The sequence below is a fragment of the Aureimonas sp. AU4 genome, assembly GCF_001463765.1.
In the GTDB taxonomy this organism is placed as follows: Bacteria; Pseudomonadota; Alphaproteobacteria; order Rhizobiales; family Rhizobiaceae; genus Aureimonas.
The window spans coordinates 13590-28876 of record NZ_BBWK01000048.1 but is presented as its reverse complement, the minus strand read 5'-3'; the positions used below and the strand labels follow the sequence as shown (position 1 = coordinate 28876).

Here is a 15287-nt window from a genome sequence, read left to right as displayed (position 1 = left end):
TTCGCGCCGCTCGCGGCGTGTCCCAACGGTTGAAGCCCAGAATCATGACAGATCGCGCGCCGCGCATCTATCTCGATCATAACGCTTCCGCGCCGCTGCGAGCGTGCGCGCGAGAGGCCATGTTCGCCGCTGCGGACGTGGCCGGCAATCCATCCTCGGTCCATCGCGAAGGCCAGGCCGCGCGTGCCGTGCTGGAAGGCGCGCGCAAGGGAATCGCGGACTTCGCCAATGCTTCCGCCGAGCGGGTGGTCTTCACCAGCGGCGCCACAGAGGCGGCCATGACGCTTCTGTCTCCGCTCTGGATGCAAGGCGATGGCAACCTCCGATTCCGTCGACTGGCCGTTCTCGATGTCGATCACCCCGCGCTCCGTGAGGGCGGTCGCTTCGGCAGCGAGGCGTTCGACCGGCTGCCGGTCGACGCAGCGGGACGATGCATCCTGCCGGTTCTTCGCGACTGGCTGTCCGCTGATGGGCCCCGTCTCGTCGCGGTCGCTGTCGCGAACGGCGAGACGGGCGTCGTCCAGGATATCGCAGCCATCTCGGATGCAGTGCGCGGGTCAGGTGGCCGGTTGATCGTGGATGCCTCGCAGATCATCGGGCGACGCCCGTTCGACGAGTGCGTGCGGGCGGCCGACGCGATCATCATCTCCTCGCACAAGCTGGGCGGGCCGAAGGGTGTCGGGGCCGTCGTGCTGCCGCGCAACGGAGCCTTCCCTGCGCCGCTTCTGACCGGTGGGGCGCAGGAAACACGCCGCCGCGCCGGAACGCCCGCGCCCATGCTGGCCGCCGGGTTCGCCGCCGCCCTCGCCGAGGCCGTCGCCGAATCGGCATGCGCTCTCGGAATGGCAGCGCTGCGTGACCGCTTCGAAGCGGACCTCTCGGCGCGCGCCCCTGTCGCGATCCTCGGTCGTGAGGCGGACCGCCTGCCGCAGACGAGCGCCTTCCAGCTGGAAGGACAGCGGGCCGAGACGGTTCAGATATCAGCCGATCTGGCCGGCATCGCCGTGTCGGCCGGATCGGCCTGCCGCTCTGGAAAGCTCGGGCGCAGCGAGGCCCTGGAGGCCATGCGGCTCGGCGGCGCACCGATCGATCCCGATCTGGGACTTGTTCGCGCGAGCTTCGGTCCGGCTACGACTGCTGCGGAACTGGAGCGGCTGGTCGAGGTCGTGGCCACCATGGCCGGCCGGACGCGAAAACCGATCGGCCGCGCTGCCTGAACGCAGCTGCGGTAAACTGGTCCGGGGTCTTCAACTTTTGGCTCCGAGCCCCCATTTCTAGCCGCGCGTCCAGAAGCTATAGGCTGGGCCGCAGACTCGGCCGCCGCACCTCGTTGTCAGCCGGCGCGTATGGAGACGAGCTTATGCCCGCAGTTCAGGAGACGATCGATCAGGTCCGCCGAATCGATGTCGACCAGTACAAGTACGGTTTCGAGACGCTGATCGAGATGGATGTCGCGCCCAAGGGGCTCGACACCGACACGATCCGCTTCATCTCGGCCAAGAAGGGCGAGCCGGAGTGGATGCTGGAATGGCGGCTTGCCGCCTTCGAGCGCTGGCAGACGATGGAGAGCCCGTCCTGGGCGCGCCTCGACTACCCGCCGATCGACTTCCAGGACATCCACTACTACGCGGCGCCCAAGTCCATGAGCGGACCGAAGTCGCTGGACGAAGTCGATCCCGAGATCCTGCGGACCTACGAGAAGCTCGGTATCCCGCTCAAGGAGCAGGAGATCCTGGCGGGCGTACGCAAGCCCGACGAGCCGTCCGAATTCGGCTCCGAGGACGATTCCGGCGTGCCTGGTTCCGAGGGATCCTACGGCGGCCGGGTGGCGGTCGACGCGGTGTTCGATTCGGTCTCGGTCGCAACAACCTTCAAGAAGGAGCTCCAGAAGGCCGGCGTGATCTTCATGCCGATCTCGGAGGCCATCCGCGAACACCCGGACCTCGTGCGTCAGTATCTCGGCACGGTCGTGCCGGTGTCGGACAATTTCTTCGCGACCATGAATTCGGCGGTCTTCACCGACGGGTCCTTCGTCTACGTTCCGCCGGGCGTCCGCTGCCCGATGGAGCTGTCGACCTACTTCCGCATCAACGAGCGCAACACCGGCCAGTTCGAGCGAACGCTGATCATCGCCGACAAGGGCTCCTACGTCTCCTATCTCGAGGGCTGCACGGCACCCCAGCGCGACGAAAACCAGCTGCATGCGGCGGTTGTCGAACTGGTCGCGCTGGACGATGCCGAGATCAAGTACTCGACGGTCCAGAACTGGTACCCCGGCGACAAGGACGGCAAGGGCGGCATCTACAACTTCGTGACCAAGCGCGGCGACTGCCGGGGCGCGAACTCGCGCATCTCGTGGACGCAGGTCGAGACCGGCTCGGCCATCACCTGGAAGTACCCGAGCTGCATCCTGCGTGGCGACGGCTCGCGCGGCGAGTTCTACTCGATCGCCGTCTCCAACGGCCGCCAGCAGATCGATTCCGGCACGAAGATGATCCACATCGGCAAGAACACGTCGAGCCGTATCATTTCCAAGGGCATCTCGGCCGGTCATTCGAACAATACCTATCGCGGTCAGGTGACGGCCCAGCGCAAGGCGGCGAACGCTCGCAACTTCACGCAGTGCGACTCGCTGCTGATCGGCGAGGACTGCGGCGCGCACACGGTGCCCTACATCGAGGCGAAGAACGCCACGGCCCAGTTCGAGCACGAGGCTACCACCTCGAAGATTTCCGAGGACCAGCTGTTCTACTGCATGCAGCGCGGGATCCCCGAGGAGGAAGCCGTCGCGCTGATCGTGAACGGCTTCGTCAAGGACGTCATCCAGCAACTTCCGATGGAGTTCGCCGTCGAGGCGCAGAAGCTCATCGGCATCTCGCTTGAGGGCAGCGTCGGCTGACAGCCGGCACGCCCCGCAACCCATTTTCCCTTCGCTCCGCCAAAAGAAGACAGATGCTCGAGATCAAGAACCTTCACGCCCGCATCGCCGACACCGACACGGAAATCCTGCACGGGCTCGACCTCGTGGTGGAGGACGGCGAGGTGGCCGCGATCATGGGCCCGAACGGCTCGGGCAAGTCGACACTCTCCTACATCATCGCCGGCCGCGAGGACTACGAGGTCACCGAGGGCGACATCCTCTATAACGGGGAGTCGATCCTGGAGATGGACGCCGCCGAGCGTGCGGCCTCGGGCGTCTTCCTCGCCTTTCAGTACCCGCTGGAGATACCCGGCGTCGCGACCATGACCTTCTTGAAGACGGCGCTCAACTCGCAGCGCAAGGCGCGCGGCGAGGGCGAACTGACGACGCCCGACTTCATGCGCCGCGTGAAGGAGGCGGCCGCCGATCTCAAGATCGATGCGGCCATGCTGAAGCGCCCGCTCAACGTCGGCTTCTCGGGCGGTGAGAAAAAGCGCGCTGAAATTCTGCAGATGGCGCTGCTCGAGCCCAAGCTCTGCGTGCTCGACGAGACCGATTCCGGCCTCGACATCGACGCCTTGAAGATCGTTGCCGACGGCGTGAACGCTTTGCGTGGGGCGGACCGCTCCTTCCTCGTCATCACGCACTACCAGCGCCTGCTCGACTACATCGTGCCGGACAAGGTGCACGTCCTCTACAAGGGCCGCATCATCAAGACCGGCGACAAGGAACTCGCTCTCCAGCTGGAGAACGAGGGCTACGCCCAGATCATCGGCGAGGCCGCCTGATGTCGGCCGTTCAACTCCCGGTCCGCACGCAGGCGGAACTGGCGCTGATCGAGCGGGCGGACCATGCCGGCTCGCTCGGTGACGACCGCCGCCAGGAGGCGCTGGACATCCTGCGGCAGCACGGCCTGCCGAGCCGACGCGTCGAGGCCTGGCACTATACGGATCTACGGGCACTGCTCGGTCGCCAGCCCGCAGTCGCCGAGGGCGAAGCCGAGGCTTCTTTCCTGACGCCCTTCCTGCCGCATAGCGTTGTGGTCGATCTTGGGCGCGGCGCGGCCGGCAACGATGTCGAGCGCGGCGTCGCGGTCACGCAGGGCTATGGCGCGCCTTCGCTCGCCGGGACGGCCAACCGGCTCGATCGCGACCACGACACCGTGCGCGTATTGAACGCCGCGCTGGGAGCCGGAGCTTCCACCGTCACCATTGCTGCCGACACCGAGGTCGACAAGCCGATCGAGCTGCGCGCGCTGCCGCAGCGCGGCGGCTCGCAGGGCGCCTCGACCGTGAAGCTTGGCGCTCGCGCCATGGCGGTTATCGTCGAACGCGCGCCGCCGGAAGGCGCGGGTGCCGTCTCGACAGCGGTCCATACGCTCGAACTCGGCGAGGGGTCGGACATCCTCTGGATCGTCGTCCAGGAGAAGGGCTTCGACGAAGCCCATCTCGCGCAGCTCAACGTCCGCTGCGAGGCCGATGCGAAGTTTCGCATGTTCGTTCTCAACGCGGGTGGTGCGGTGATCCGACAGGAGGTCCACGTCGAGACAGCCGGCGAGGGCGCTGCGATCATCATCCGGGGCGTGAACCTTCTGGCCGACAAGCAGCATGTTGACGTCACGACCACGCTGAACCACAACGCTGCCAATACGACCTCGACGGAAATCTTCCGCAACGTGGTCCTTGGGGGTCACGGCGTCTTCCAAGGCGTCATTCGTGTTGCCAAGGGTGCGCAGAAAACCGACGCGCGCCTCGCCTGCAACACGCTCCTCCTGTCCGACGATGGCGATTTTTCGGCCAAGCCGGAACTGGAAATCTTCGCCGACGATGTGCAATGCGGCCACGGCGCGACAGCGGGCGAGATCAACCCAGATCACCTCTTCTACCTCATGAGCCGCGGCATCCCGCAGGCGCAGGCCCGCGCGCTTCTTGTGAAGGCCTTCGTCGACGAAGTGGTCGAGGAGATCGAACATGAAGCCGCCGTCGAGGCGCTGGAAGCGCGCATCGACGAGTGGCTCGCGGTGGAGCGTTGAGGCTCGGCCTCGACCATGTCGTCATCCATGTCTCCGACTGGGATCGGTCGGGGACCTTCTACACACGCGTTCTCGGCGCGAAGATCGTTCCAGCCGAAGTTGGCTTTGCGCTTCGCATCGGTGAGCAGCTTCTGAACTGCCACGGTCCCGGCCGCAGGGCCGAGCCCGTGGCAGCGATACCCGTAATGCCGGGCAACAGCGATCTCTGCTTCCGCTCGACCGGGCCGATCGCGGACGCCATCGCCCACCTTGAAGCCGAGGGCGTCCCGGTCGAACTGGGGCCGGTCGAGCGCACAGGCGCGCGTGGTGCGGGTCTCAGCGTCTATTTCCGCGATCCGGATGGATCGCTCCTGGAGTTTCTGTCCTATGACCGTTGAGACGCTGGCCAAGGCCGACGACTACGACGTCGAGGCCATCCGACGCGACTTTCCGATCCTCTCGAAGGAGATCTACGGCAAGCCGCTCGTCTATCTCGACAACGGCGCCTCCGCGCAGAAGCCTGAGGCGATGCTGGCGGCCGTCCGAAAGGCCTATGCCGAGGACTACGCCAATGTCCATCGCGGCTTGCATTTCCTTTCCAACAAGGCGACCGAGGAGTTCGAGGCCGCACGCGAGACCGTGCGCGCCTTCCTGAACGCCGGCAGCGCCGACGAGATCGTCTTCACGCGCTCGGCCACCGAGGCCATCAACCTCGTGTCCTACGGCTACGGCGCCGAGGCGATCGGCGCCGGCGACGAGATCGTCCTCACGATCATGGAACACCATTCCAACATCGTGCCGTGGCACTTCCTGCGCGAGCGCAACGGCGCCAAGCTCGTTTTCGTGCCGGTCTCGGACGATGGGTCGATCTCGATCGAGGACTTCGAGCGCGCCATTGGGCCGCGCACGAAGCTCGTCGCGCTGACCCACATGTCGAACGTGCTCGGCACGGTCACTCCCGTGAAGGATGTCGTCGCCCTTGCCCATGCACGGGGCATTCCCGTGCTCGTGGACGGCAGTCAAGGCGCCGTGCACTTGCCGGTCGACGTGCGCGATCTTGATTGCGACTTCTACGTCCTGACGGGCCACAAGATGTACGGGCCGACCGGCATCGGCGTTCTCTACGGCAAGGCAGACCGGCTCGGCGCCATGCGGCCCTTCAACGGCGGCGGCGAGATGATCGTCGAGGTGTCCGAAGAGGCGATCACCTACAACGCGCCGCCTCATCGCTTCGAGGCTGGCACCCCTCCCATCGTGCAGGCGATCGGTCTTGCCGCCTCGCTCGACTACATGACGCGTATCGGTCGAGACCGGATCGCCGCGCATGAGGCACGCTTGCGCGACTATGCGCACGAGCGTCTGAGCGCCGTGAACGCGTTGCGCATCTACGGCAACGCAGCGGGCAAGGGGGCCATCGTGTCCTTCGATCTCGAAGGGATCCACTCGCACGACGTGGCCATGGTCATCGATCGTGAGGGCGTCGCGGTACGCGCGGGGACGCATTGTGCCCAGCCTCTCTTGAAGCGCTTCGGCGCGACCTCGACATGCCGCGCGTCCTTCGGCATGTACAATACGCTGGCCGAAGTCGATCGCCTCGCGGAGGCGCTCGAGAAGGCTCGCCGGTTCTTCGCTTGAAAGGAGTCGGGACACCTATGGATACCGACGTCAACACACTTGCTCCCGAACAGGATCGTTCGGATACGGCGGCGAGCAACGTCGCCATGGTCAATGGCGGCAACCCATCGGTTTCCGCCATTCCCGCGGAGGAGTTGACCCGCATCACCGACGACATCGTCGCGGCGCTGAAGACGGTCTACGATCCGGAGATTCCGGCGGACATCTACGAGCTGGGGCTCATCTACAAGATCGACATCGACGACGACCGCAATGTCGATATCCAGATGACGCTGACCGCGCCGGGCTGTCCGGTCGCGGGCGAGATGCCGGGCTGGGTCGAGAATGCCGTCGGCTCCGTGGAGGGCGTTCAGGTGGTGCGCGTGGAGCTCGTCTTTGATCCGCCGTGGACACCCGAGCGCATGAGCGAGGAAGCGCAGGTCGCTGTCGGCTGGTACTAAGCGTCGATTGCACGCGATCGCGCGCGCAACCATATCAGAGGCATCTGTCGAGAGGTCCCGACCATGAGCCGCTTCACCGTCATGAGCCTGACCGACGCCGCTGCCGAGCGCGTCAACGAGATCGTCGCGTCGCGCGGCGGTGACGCGGCGGGCGTACGCGTCGGCATCAAGAAGGGTGGCTGCGCGGGCATGGAGTACACGATCGACCTTGCCGAAGCGGGTAAGCCCGGCGAGGACGTAGTCGAGCGAAACGGCGCGCGCGTCTTCGTCGCGCCGGAAGCGGTCCTGTTCCTGTTGGGGACGCAGATGGACTACGAGGTGACCCGGCTGCGCTCGGGCTTCACCTTCAACAACCCGAACCAGACATCGGCTTGCGGCTGCGGCGAATCGGTGGAGCTGAAGAAGGCCGATCTCGCAGCCCTCGCCGGCGCAAACCACGCTTGATCCGGTTGCCATGGACGAGGAGTTCGTCCGCGAAATCTTCGCCTCGCAAGGCGATGTCCGCATTCGCCGCATGTTCGGCGGATACGGTATCTACGCGGACGGCCTGATCGTCGCCCAGGTTTTACGGGGAGAGCTGTTGCTCAAGGCGATGACGAGACGGCGTCCTTCTTCCTCGGGGCCGGATGCCGGCGCTGGATCTAAGAGCGACCTCGCCGGCGCCCCGTCGCCATGCCGTACTACAGCTTCCCGTTGGAAGCCTTCGACGACCCCGAGATCATGACGATCCGGGCTGCGCGAGCGCGCGAGGCGGCCGGACGGGCCGCCCTCCGGAAGGCAAGCGCCATCAGACGCCGGTCGCGATCAGCATGAAGGCCGGAATTTCGTCACCAAAGCCGACCGGCGAGGCCTCGTCGCGGCCCTGATCGCGACCGCGACGTTCGCTCGAGCGCTCGGGACGGCGGATGGGCGCGGGACGATCCTCAAGGACGGGCGCCGAGACAGTCTCAGCCTTCGCCGGTGCCGCTTCCGGCTTCGCTTCGACGGGCATCTCGGAGGACGTACGGCTTCCGCCGCGTCGACGCTCGGACGACGAGCCGCTCCGGCGACCACTGGCACGCGACGAGCCGCGACGGCCGCCGCTGCTTTCCTCGACGTCGCCATCGGCGGCATTGGACTGCGGCACGCTCGAAAGGTCGCCGTCGAGCCACTGGATCGCTTGATGGGTCAGGCTCTCGATGGCGTCGAGATGCTTCTTGTCAGCCTTCGAGACCAGCGTGAACGCCTTGCCCGAACGCCCGGCGCGACCTGTCCGACCGATGCGATGGACATAGTCCTCGGCATGAATCGGCACGTCGAAGTTGAAGACGTGGCTGACGAGGGGGATGTCGAGACCGCGGGCCGCGACGTCGGAGGCGACAAGAAGCGTGATCTTGTTGTCGCGGAAGGCCTGCAGCGTCGCCATGCGGGCGCGCTGGTCCATGTCGCCGTGAAGAGCGCCGACCGAGAAGTCGTGCTTCTCGAGCGAGCGCGACAGGGTCGCGACATCACGCTTGCGATTGCAGAAGATGATCGCGTTGGTCAGGTCGTCGCCCTGCGAGCGTATGATGCTGCGCAGGATCTCGCGCTTCTCGTAGTCTTCCTTGCGCGTCGCGACCAGACGCTGCTCGACGGTCGTCGCGGTGGATGCCGCCTTCGCGACCTCGACCCGCACCGGGTTCTGCAGGAACTGCTCGGTAAGGCGTGTGATCTCCGGCGGCATGGTCGCGGAGAAGAAAAGCGTCTGCCGCGTGAAAGGCAGGAGCTTGCAGATGCGCTCGATATCCGGGATGAAACCCATGTCAAGCATGCGGTCCGCCTCGTCGATCACGAGAATCTCGACGCCCGTGAGCAGCAGCTTGCCGCGCTCGAAGTGATCGAGAAGCCGACCAGGCGTCGCGATCAGGACATCGACGCCGCGCTGCAGCTTCTTCTCCTGCTCATCGAACGACACGCCGCCGATCAGCAGCGCGACGTTAACCTTCTGCGCGGCGCCGTACTTGACGAACGATTCTTCAACCTGTGCCGCGAGCTCGCGCGTCGGCTCGATGATAAGGGTGCGCGGCATCCGGGCGCGGGCGCGGCCCTTTTCCAGATGCGTCAGCATGGGCAGGACGAAGGAGGCCGTCTTGCCGGTTCCCGTCTGCGCGATGCCGAGAACGTCGCGCTTGGCGAGCGCGTGGGGAATGGCCTGCGCCTGGATCGGAGTCGGCTCGGTGTAACCGGCGGCCTCGACCGCTGCGAGGACCTTGGCGCTCAGACCGAGTTCAGAAAATGGCATGGAACAGCAAGTTCTCTCTTGTCGGAGGTCGGAAGCGACAACCTGCGGCCGCCAAGACGCCACTCGTCCGGGCGATAGGCGCAAGGTCATGCGAAGTCAACCGCTTAAACGGATATAAGCAGTCCTTGCCTCGATAACAGGGTTCGGGTCGCCCGGACGGAGAGATACTGGCGGAGCGCTGCCAGATTCTGAGGCCCGATCAGTTCGATGCCGGGCCGAAGCGATAAGGCTCGCCCGGCGCGAAGAAGAGTTCGTAGCTCTCCGTGATCTCGCCGTCCAACGGAACGATATCGAAGAAAATCGTCAGGTTGTTCTCCTGGCCGGCCGCCGGCGGATCGGCGCGGTAGCCGACGACAGCGCCCTCGATCGATGCGATCTCCGTGATTTCCGTGCTCGCGATGACGGTGCTGTTGCCGCTCTTCTCCTCGATCTGCTGGACGAAGAAGCGGTTGCCGGTGGTCTCTGCGATCGGCTGCGTCATGACCGAGCGCCAGATGCCGTGGCGGTCGCCCTGCGTCCATGGACCGAGAATCTGAACGTCGCCGATCATGGGGGCGAGGTTCGCGATGGCCGACAGGACGACGGCATCCGTCGGGACCTTGGGAGCAGCCTCGGTCTCGATCGCCGGCACTGGGGGCGGGATGTTCTCGCCTGCAGCCGCAGGAGGTGTCTGGTTCTTGGCCGGCGGCTGGTAGGGCGCGGGTGCCGGTGGCTGGGCCGGCTGCTGCGCCGACGCTGCGCCCGCCATGAGGACACCCGACAGAAGGAGAATGGAAGCGCGCATCTTCAGGGCTCCGGCGGTAGGATTCGACGGTGCCGATCTACCGCCGAAGTCGCGCTTTGCAAATCGCCGTCGTGTCAGACGTCGAGATCTTCCGCGAAGGCGGCTCGTTCCTGGATGAAGCGGAAGCGGGCCTCGGGCTTGTTGCCCATCAGGGCATCGACCATGTCGGCCGTTCCGGCGCCCGGCGTCTCATCGACGTCGACCCGCAGAAGCGTGCGGCGGCGCGGGTCCATCGTCGTCTCCTTGAGCTGAGACGGAAGCATCTCGCCCAACCCCTTGAAGCGGCTGACCTCGACCTTGCCCTTGCCCTTGAACTCGCGCGCGACGATGCGCTCACGGTCGCGATCGTCACGCGCATAGACGGTCTTGCCGCCCTGCGTCAGCTTGTAGAGCGGCGGCACGGCGAGGAAGAGATGGCCCTGCCGCACTAGCTCCGGCATCTCCTGGAAGAAGAAGGTGATCAGCAGCGAGGCGATGTGAGCACCGTCAACGTCGGCGTCGGTCATGATGACGATGCGCTCATAGCGCAGGTCTGCATCCCGGTACTTCGTGCGCGTCCCGCAGCCAAGCGCCTGAATGAGGTCGGCCAACTGCTGGTTTGCGCCGAGCTTCTCGCGGCCGGCAGAGGCGACATTGAGGATCTTGCCACGCAGCGGAAGGACGGCCTGGCGCGCGCGGTCGCGGGCCTGCTTGGCGGAACCGCCGGCCGAGTCGCCCTCGACGATGAACAGTTCAGCCCCGGCCGCGCCGTTCTGCGAGCAGTCGGCCAGCTTGCCGGGCAGGCGCAGCTTGCGCGTTGCCGTCTTGCGGCTGACCTCCTTCTCGGCACGGCGTCGAAGACGCTCGTCCGCTCGCTCCACGACCCATTCGATGAGCCTTGCGGCATCCTGCGGCGACGAGGCGAGCCAGATGTCGAAGCTGTCGCGCAGCGAAGTTTCGACAATGCGCTGCGCCTCGGCCGTCGCCAGCCTGTCCTTGGTCTGGCCGACGAATTCGGGTTCGCGAATGAAGACCGAGAGCATCGCCGAGGCGGTGATCATCACGTCGTCGGCCGTGATCGACGCGGCTTTCTTGTTTCCCGATATTTCCGCGAAGGCCTTCAGACCGCGCAGAAGCACGGCGCGCAGGCCCGCCTCGTGCGTTCCACCCTCCGGCGTCGGGATCGTATTGCAGTAGGACCGCACCTGGCCATCGGCGGCCGTCCAGCAGATGGCCCATTCCACGGCGCCGTGGCCCGATACTTTCTCGGTGCGGCCGGCGAAGATCTGCGAAGTGACCCGATGCTCCGAACCGAGCGACGCGTCGAGATAATCGCGCAAGCCGCCGGGGAAGTGGAAGGAGGCCTTGGCCGGCGTCTTGGCGTCTGCGCCCAGAAGCGAGGTGTCGCAGTTCCAGCGGATCTCGACGCCGCCGAACAGGTAGGCCTTCGAGCGCGCCATGGCGAAGAGCCGCGCCGGCTCGAAGCGCGCGTCCTCGCCGAAGATCTGGGCGTCGGGCTTGAAGCGGACGCGTGTGCCGCGCCGATTCTGGATATCGCCGACCTCGACCAGGGGGGTCTGCGCGATGCCGCGTGCGTAGGTCTGACGATAAAGCTTTCGGTTACGCGCGATCTCCACCTCGAGTTCCGAGGAGAGCGCGTTGACGACCGAGACGCCGACGCCATGCAATCCGCCGGACGTCTCGTAGACCTTGGAGTCGAACTTGCCGCCAGCGTGCAGCGTGGTCATGATGACCTCGAGCGCGGACTTGTCCTTGTATTTCGGGTGCGGATCGACCGGGATTCCGCGTCCGTTGTCGGAAACCGACAGCGTGCCGTCCGCCTCGAGCGAAACCTCGATCACGCTGGCATGACCCGCGACCGCCTCGTCCATCGAGTTGTCGATGACCTCGGCGAAGAGGTGATGCAGCGCCTTCTCGTCGGTGCCGCCGATATACATGCCCGGTCGCCGGCGAACCGGCTCCAGCCCTTCCAAGACCTCGATGTCGGCCGCGGTATAGTCCGCCGGCTCCCGTGGCGCCTCGACCGGCGCCCGCGCGGGTCGAGCCGCGGGCGTGCGGGCGACGGGACGTGACCGGACGGCGGCTCCGGCGAAAAGATCGTCGTTCATGCGGCCCTCGTCGGTGCGGGTCCGGGGCTGGGTTCCAAGCTGTCGCGGCATGGGAATGAGGTATCCATTGCTGCGATGTTCTGCAAGCGTTCTCCTTAACCCATCGCTAAGGACGTGCCCCTTGGGCGGATTTAGCGCATCGCTGAGGCGACCGCGCAACGCATCGCGGGGACGGCAGGCGCTATCCACAAGTGCGGCGAAGCGGAGTTGGGCGGCATGGCGTGCGGGCGACGGGTCGGAATGGGGCTGGCGGTGTCGATGGTGGCGACGCTCGCCTGGGGGCAGAGCCCACTGGCGTCGTTCAAGGACGACCTCTTTCGCTATCCCGAGCCGGTCGCATCACGAGATGAGGGCGCCTACCTCGACGTCCCCTACGACGAGGCCCGCGATATCGATCGCCGCGACGAGATACCCGAGCGCCAGGTGCGTCGCGCGTATGTGGATCTATCTGCTGGAGACGCGCGCGAGGAGACGGTCACGACCTCGAAGGGGAGCGTGCGCGTCTTGAAGGTGGGACGCGACCAAGGCCCGCGCTTGATCGTTGCCTTCATGCATGGGCGAAGCGGCGACCGCCGCCTCGGCATGAACGACTGGACGTTCGGCGGCAACTTCAACCGCCTCAAGAGCCTCGTGTCGCGTGCAGGCGGCCTCTACCTTACCATCGACGGAGGCGCGTTGGGCGCCGACGATGCGGCTCGCTTCACCGAGGCGCTCGTGACGATTGCCGATCGTTCGCCGAATGCGAAGCTCGTCCTCGCGTGCGGATCGATGGGCGGAGCACTGTGCTGGCGGGCCATGGGAGAGCCGGCCCTCGCGAGTCGCGTCTCGGGCCTCGTGCTGCTCGGCTCCAACAGCACGAGCGCGGAGTTCGATCGGGCCCTTGCTGCACGGAAGGGGGCGCCGCTTCCGCTCGTCATCAGTCAGGGATCGCGCGATAAGGTCTATCCGCTGGCGTCCCAGGAGCGCTTCTACGAGACCGTGCGGCAGCGACCTGGCTATCCCATCCGCTTCGTCGCCTTCGATGGCGGGAACCACGGAACGCCGATCCGCATGATCGACTGGCGGGATGCGCTGAACTGGGTGATCGGGAACGCCGGGCACCAATGAAAAGGGCCCCCGCGCTGGCGGAAGCCCTCGTCTCAGGGGATCCTTCGAGGATCAGACCGAGTAGTACATGTCGTACTCGACCGGGTGCGGCGTCATCTCGTAGCGCAGCGTCTCGGCCATCTTCAGCTCGATGAAGGCGTCGATCTGGTCGTCGTCGAAGACGCCGCCCGCCTTCAGGAACTCGCGGTCGCCGTCCAGGCTCTCCATCGCCTCGCGCAGGGTCCGGCAGACGGTCGGGATCTCCTTCAGCTCCTCGGGCGGCAGATCGTAGAGATCCTTGTCCATGGCGGCGCCAGGATGGATCTTGTTCTTGATGCCGTCGAGGCCGGCCATGAGCATGGCCGAGAAGGCGAGGTAGGGGTTCGCCGTCGGGTCGGGGAAGCGGACCTCGACGCGCTTCGACTTCGGCGACTGGCCGAAGGGGATGCGGCAGGAGGCCGAGCGGTTGCGGGCGGAGTAGGCCAGCAGCACCGGCGCCTCGTAGCCCGGCACCAGTCGCTTGAACGAGTTGGTGGACGGATTGGTGAAGGCGTTCAGGGCCTTGGCATGCTTAATGATGCCGCCGATGTAGAACAGCGCGTTCTCGGAAAGGCCGGCATACTCGTTGCCTGCGAAGGTCGGCTTGCCGCCCTTCCAGATCGACTGGTGCACGTGCATGCCCGAGCCGTTGTCGCCGAAGATCGGCTTCGGCATGAAGGTTGCCGTCTTGCCGTAGGCGTTGGCAACCTGATGGATCACGTACTTGTAGATCTGCATCTTGTCCGCGTTGCGGACGAGCGTGTCGAACTTGATGCCGAGCTCATGCTGCGCGGCCGCGACCTCGTGGTGATGCTTCTCGACCGCGACGCCCATCTCGGCCATGACCGAGAGCATCTCGGAGCGCATGTCCTGGCAGCTGTCGATCGGCGGAACCGGGAAGTAGCCGCCCTTCACGCGAGGACGATGGCCGAGGTTGCCGGTCTCGTACTCCGAGTCGTCGTTCGACGGCAGCTCGGTCGAGTCGAGCTTGAAGCCCGTGTTGTAGGGGTCGGCCTTGTAGCGGACGTCGTCGAAGATGAAGAACTCGGCCTCGGGGCCGAAGAAGGCCGTGTCGCCGATGCCCGACTGCTGGAGATAGGCCTCGGCCTTCTTGGCCGTGCCGCGCGGGTCGCGGTTGTAGCTCTCGCCCGATACCGGATCGAGAATGTCGCAGTAGAGGACCATGGTCGACTGCGCGAAGAACGGGTCCATGTGCGCCGTCTCGGGGTCCGGCATGAGCGTCATGTCGGACTCGTTGATGGCCTTCCAGCCGCCGATCGACGAACCGTCGAACATCGAGCCTTCCGAGAACATGTCCTCGTCGACGATGGAGACGTCCATCGTGACGTGGTGCAGCTTGCCCTTCGGATCGGTGAAGCGCAGGTCGACGAACTTAACGTCGTTGTCCTTGATCTGCTTGAGGATGTCGTTGGCCGAGGTCATCGGGGTCCTTCCTGTTGGATGGTCTTCGAGGCGGGGCGGGACGCGCGATCAGATCGCGTCGGAGCCCATCTCGCCGGTTCGAATGCGAACTGCCTCCTCGATCGAGGAGACGAAAATCTTGCCGTCGCCGATGCGACCGGTCTGGGCGGCCTTGCGGATCGCCTCGACGGCGGCCGGAACGGCCTCGTCGGCGAGCACGATCTCGAGCTTCACCTTGGGGAGGAAGTCGACGACGTATTCGGCGCCGCGATAAAGTTCCGTATGGCCCTTCTGACGGCCGAAGCCTTTCGCTTCGATCACCGTGATACCCTGAAGGCCGACGTCCTGAAGAGCTTCCTTCACCTCGTCGAGCTTGAACGGCTTGATGATGGCCTCGACCTTTTTCAACGCTCAGTCCCTCCCATCTTCCACCGCTGCGGGCGACGTCCGGGGCCGCTGAACGGGCCGCCCGGCGCCACTCGGGCTGCCTGACGTTCTCTATCCCCTGACGCGTGCCGCTTCCACCACAGACGCGACGAGGAGTGCCGAACCGTTCGGCAAATTCTGCTAATATTTTAGGCA

The 15287-nt window shown here is 65.6% G+C and carries 14 protein-coding genes and 1 pseudogene; 10 read left to right on the top strand and 5 right to left on the bottom strand.

The genetic code is table 11. From position 1 onward, the window contains the following. The first annotated feature begins 44 nt into the window (after window positions 1–44). The 9 genes and pseudogenes from AUL35_RS14350 (at window position 45) to AUL35_RS21675 (ending at window position 7819) form a co-directional block, all read left to right on the top strand. Window positions 45–1217 carry a cysteine desulfurase family protein gene (locus AUL35_RS14350; protein ID WP_062015922.1) on the top strand — a complete coding sequence of 391 codons (1173 nt, stop codon included), beginning with the start codon at window positions 45–47 and terminating at the stop codon, window positions 1215–1217. 143 nt (window positions 1218–1360) lie between these two features. Further along, the gene (sufB, locus tag AUL35_RS14345; protein ID WP_062015920.1) at window positions 1361–2899 is read left to right on the top strand and encodes a Fe-S cluster assembly protein SufB; all 1539 of its coding nucleotides are present in this window, start codon (window positions 1361–1363) and stop codon (window positions 2897–2899) included. 53 nt (window positions 2900–2952) lie between these two features. Beyond that, window positions 2953–3708, top strand: a complete 756-nt coding sequence (gene sufC, locus AUL35_RS14340; RefSeq protein ID WP_062015918.1) for a Fe-S cluster assembly ATPase SufC — start codon at window positions 2953–2955, stop codon at window positions 3706–3708. Beyond that, on the top strand, window positions 3708–4952 hold the full coding sequence (sufD, locus tag AUL35_RS14335) for a Fe-S cluster assembly protein SufD (protein WP_062015916.1): 1245 nt from the start codon (window positions 3708–3710) through the stop codon (window positions 4950–4952). The genes sufC and sufD overlap by 1 nt, the downstream gene beginning before the upstream one ends. Then, complete coding sequence (locus tag AUL35_RS14330; RefSeq protein WP_244493780.1) at window positions 4949–5329, top strand: VOC family protein; 381 nt, start codon at window positions 4949–4951, stop codon at window positions 5327–5329. Before sufD ends, AUL35_RS14330 begins: the two co-directional genes overlap by 4 nt. Further along, window positions 5319–6566, top strand: coding sequence for a cysteine desulfurase (locus tag AUL35_RS14325; protein WP_062015913.1), 1248 nt, complete (start codon window positions 5319–5321; stop codon window positions 6564–6566). Before AUL35_RS14330 ends, AUL35_RS14325 begins: the two co-directional genes overlap by 11 nt. An 86-nt stretch (window positions 6567–6652) precedes the next feature. Then, a complete protein-coding gene (locus tag AUL35_RS14320; RefSeq protein WP_244493784.1) occupies window positions 6653–7006 on the top strand; it encodes an SUF system Fe-S cluster assembly protein in 354 nt (117 codons plus the stop codon). A 63-nt stretch (window positions 7007–7069) separates the two neighbouring features. Beyond that, entirely contained in the window at window positions 7070–7450 is a 381-nt protein-coding gene (sufA, locus tag AUL35_RS14315) for a Fe-S cluster assembly scaffold SufA (protein WP_062015910.1), read from the top strand. Window positions 7451–7460: 10 nt separating this feature from the next. Beyond that, window positions 7461–7819, top strand: a pseudogene (locus AUL35_RS21675) (TfoX/Sxy family protein). Here AUL35_RS21675 and AUL35_RS14310 read toward each other — a convergent pair. The 3 genes from AUL35_RS14310 to parE all read right to left on the bottom strand — a co-directional run bounded on the left by AUL35_RS14310 (window position 7794) and on the right by parE (window position 12158). Next, window positions 7794–9266, bottom strand: a complete 1473-nt coding sequence (locus AUL35_RS14310; RefSeq protein WP_062015908.1) for a DEAD/DEAH box helicase — start codon at window positions 9264–9266, stop codon at window positions 7794–7796. The pseudogene AUL35_RS21675 and the gene AUL35_RS14310 overlap by 26 nt on opposite strands. Before the next feature lie 199 nt (window positions 9267–9465). Beyond that, window positions 9466–10050: a hypothetical protein gene (locus tag AUL35_RS14305; RefSeq protein ID WP_156418005.1), complete on the bottom strand. Its 585-nt coding sequence runs from the start codon at window positions 10048–10050 to the stop codon at window positions 9466–9468. A gap of 74 nt (window positions 10051–10124) precedes the next feature. After that, window positions 10125–12158 carry a DNA topoisomerase IV subunit B gene (parE, locus tag AUL35_RS14300; RefSeq protein WP_062015904.1) on the bottom strand — a complete coding sequence of 678 codons (2034 nt, stop codon included), beginning with the start codon at window positions 12156–12158 and terminating at the stop codon, window positions 10125–10127. Window positions 12159–12398: 240 nt separating this feature from the next. On the opposite strand from parE, the gene AUL35_RS14295 reads away from it, so the two are divergent. Then, the gene (locus tag AUL35_RS14295) at window positions 12399–13265 is read left to right on the top strand and encodes an alpha/beta hydrolase (RefSeq protein ID WP_062015902.1); all 867 of its coding nucleotides are present in this window, start codon (window positions 12399–12401) and stop codon (window positions 13263–13265) included. Window positions 13266–13316: 51 nt separating this feature from the next. Here AUL35_RS14295 and glnA read toward each other — a convergent pair whose 3' ends face one another. Together glnA and AUL35_RS14285 are read right to left on the bottom strand one after the other, a co-directional pair. Further along, complete coding sequence (gene glnA / locus AUL35_RS14290) at window positions 13317–14726, bottom strand: type I glutamate--ammonia ligase (protein WP_062015900.1); 1410 nt, start codon at window positions 14724–14726, stop codon at window positions 13317–13319. A 48-nt stretch (window positions 14727–14774) separates the two neighbouring features. Continuing rightward, complete coding sequence (locus AUL35_RS14285) at window positions 14775–15113, bottom strand: P-II family nitrogen regulator (RefSeq protein ID WP_062015898.1); 339 nt, start codon at window positions 15111–15113, stop codon at window positions 14775–14777. Window positions 15114–15287: the final 174 nt, after the last annotated feature.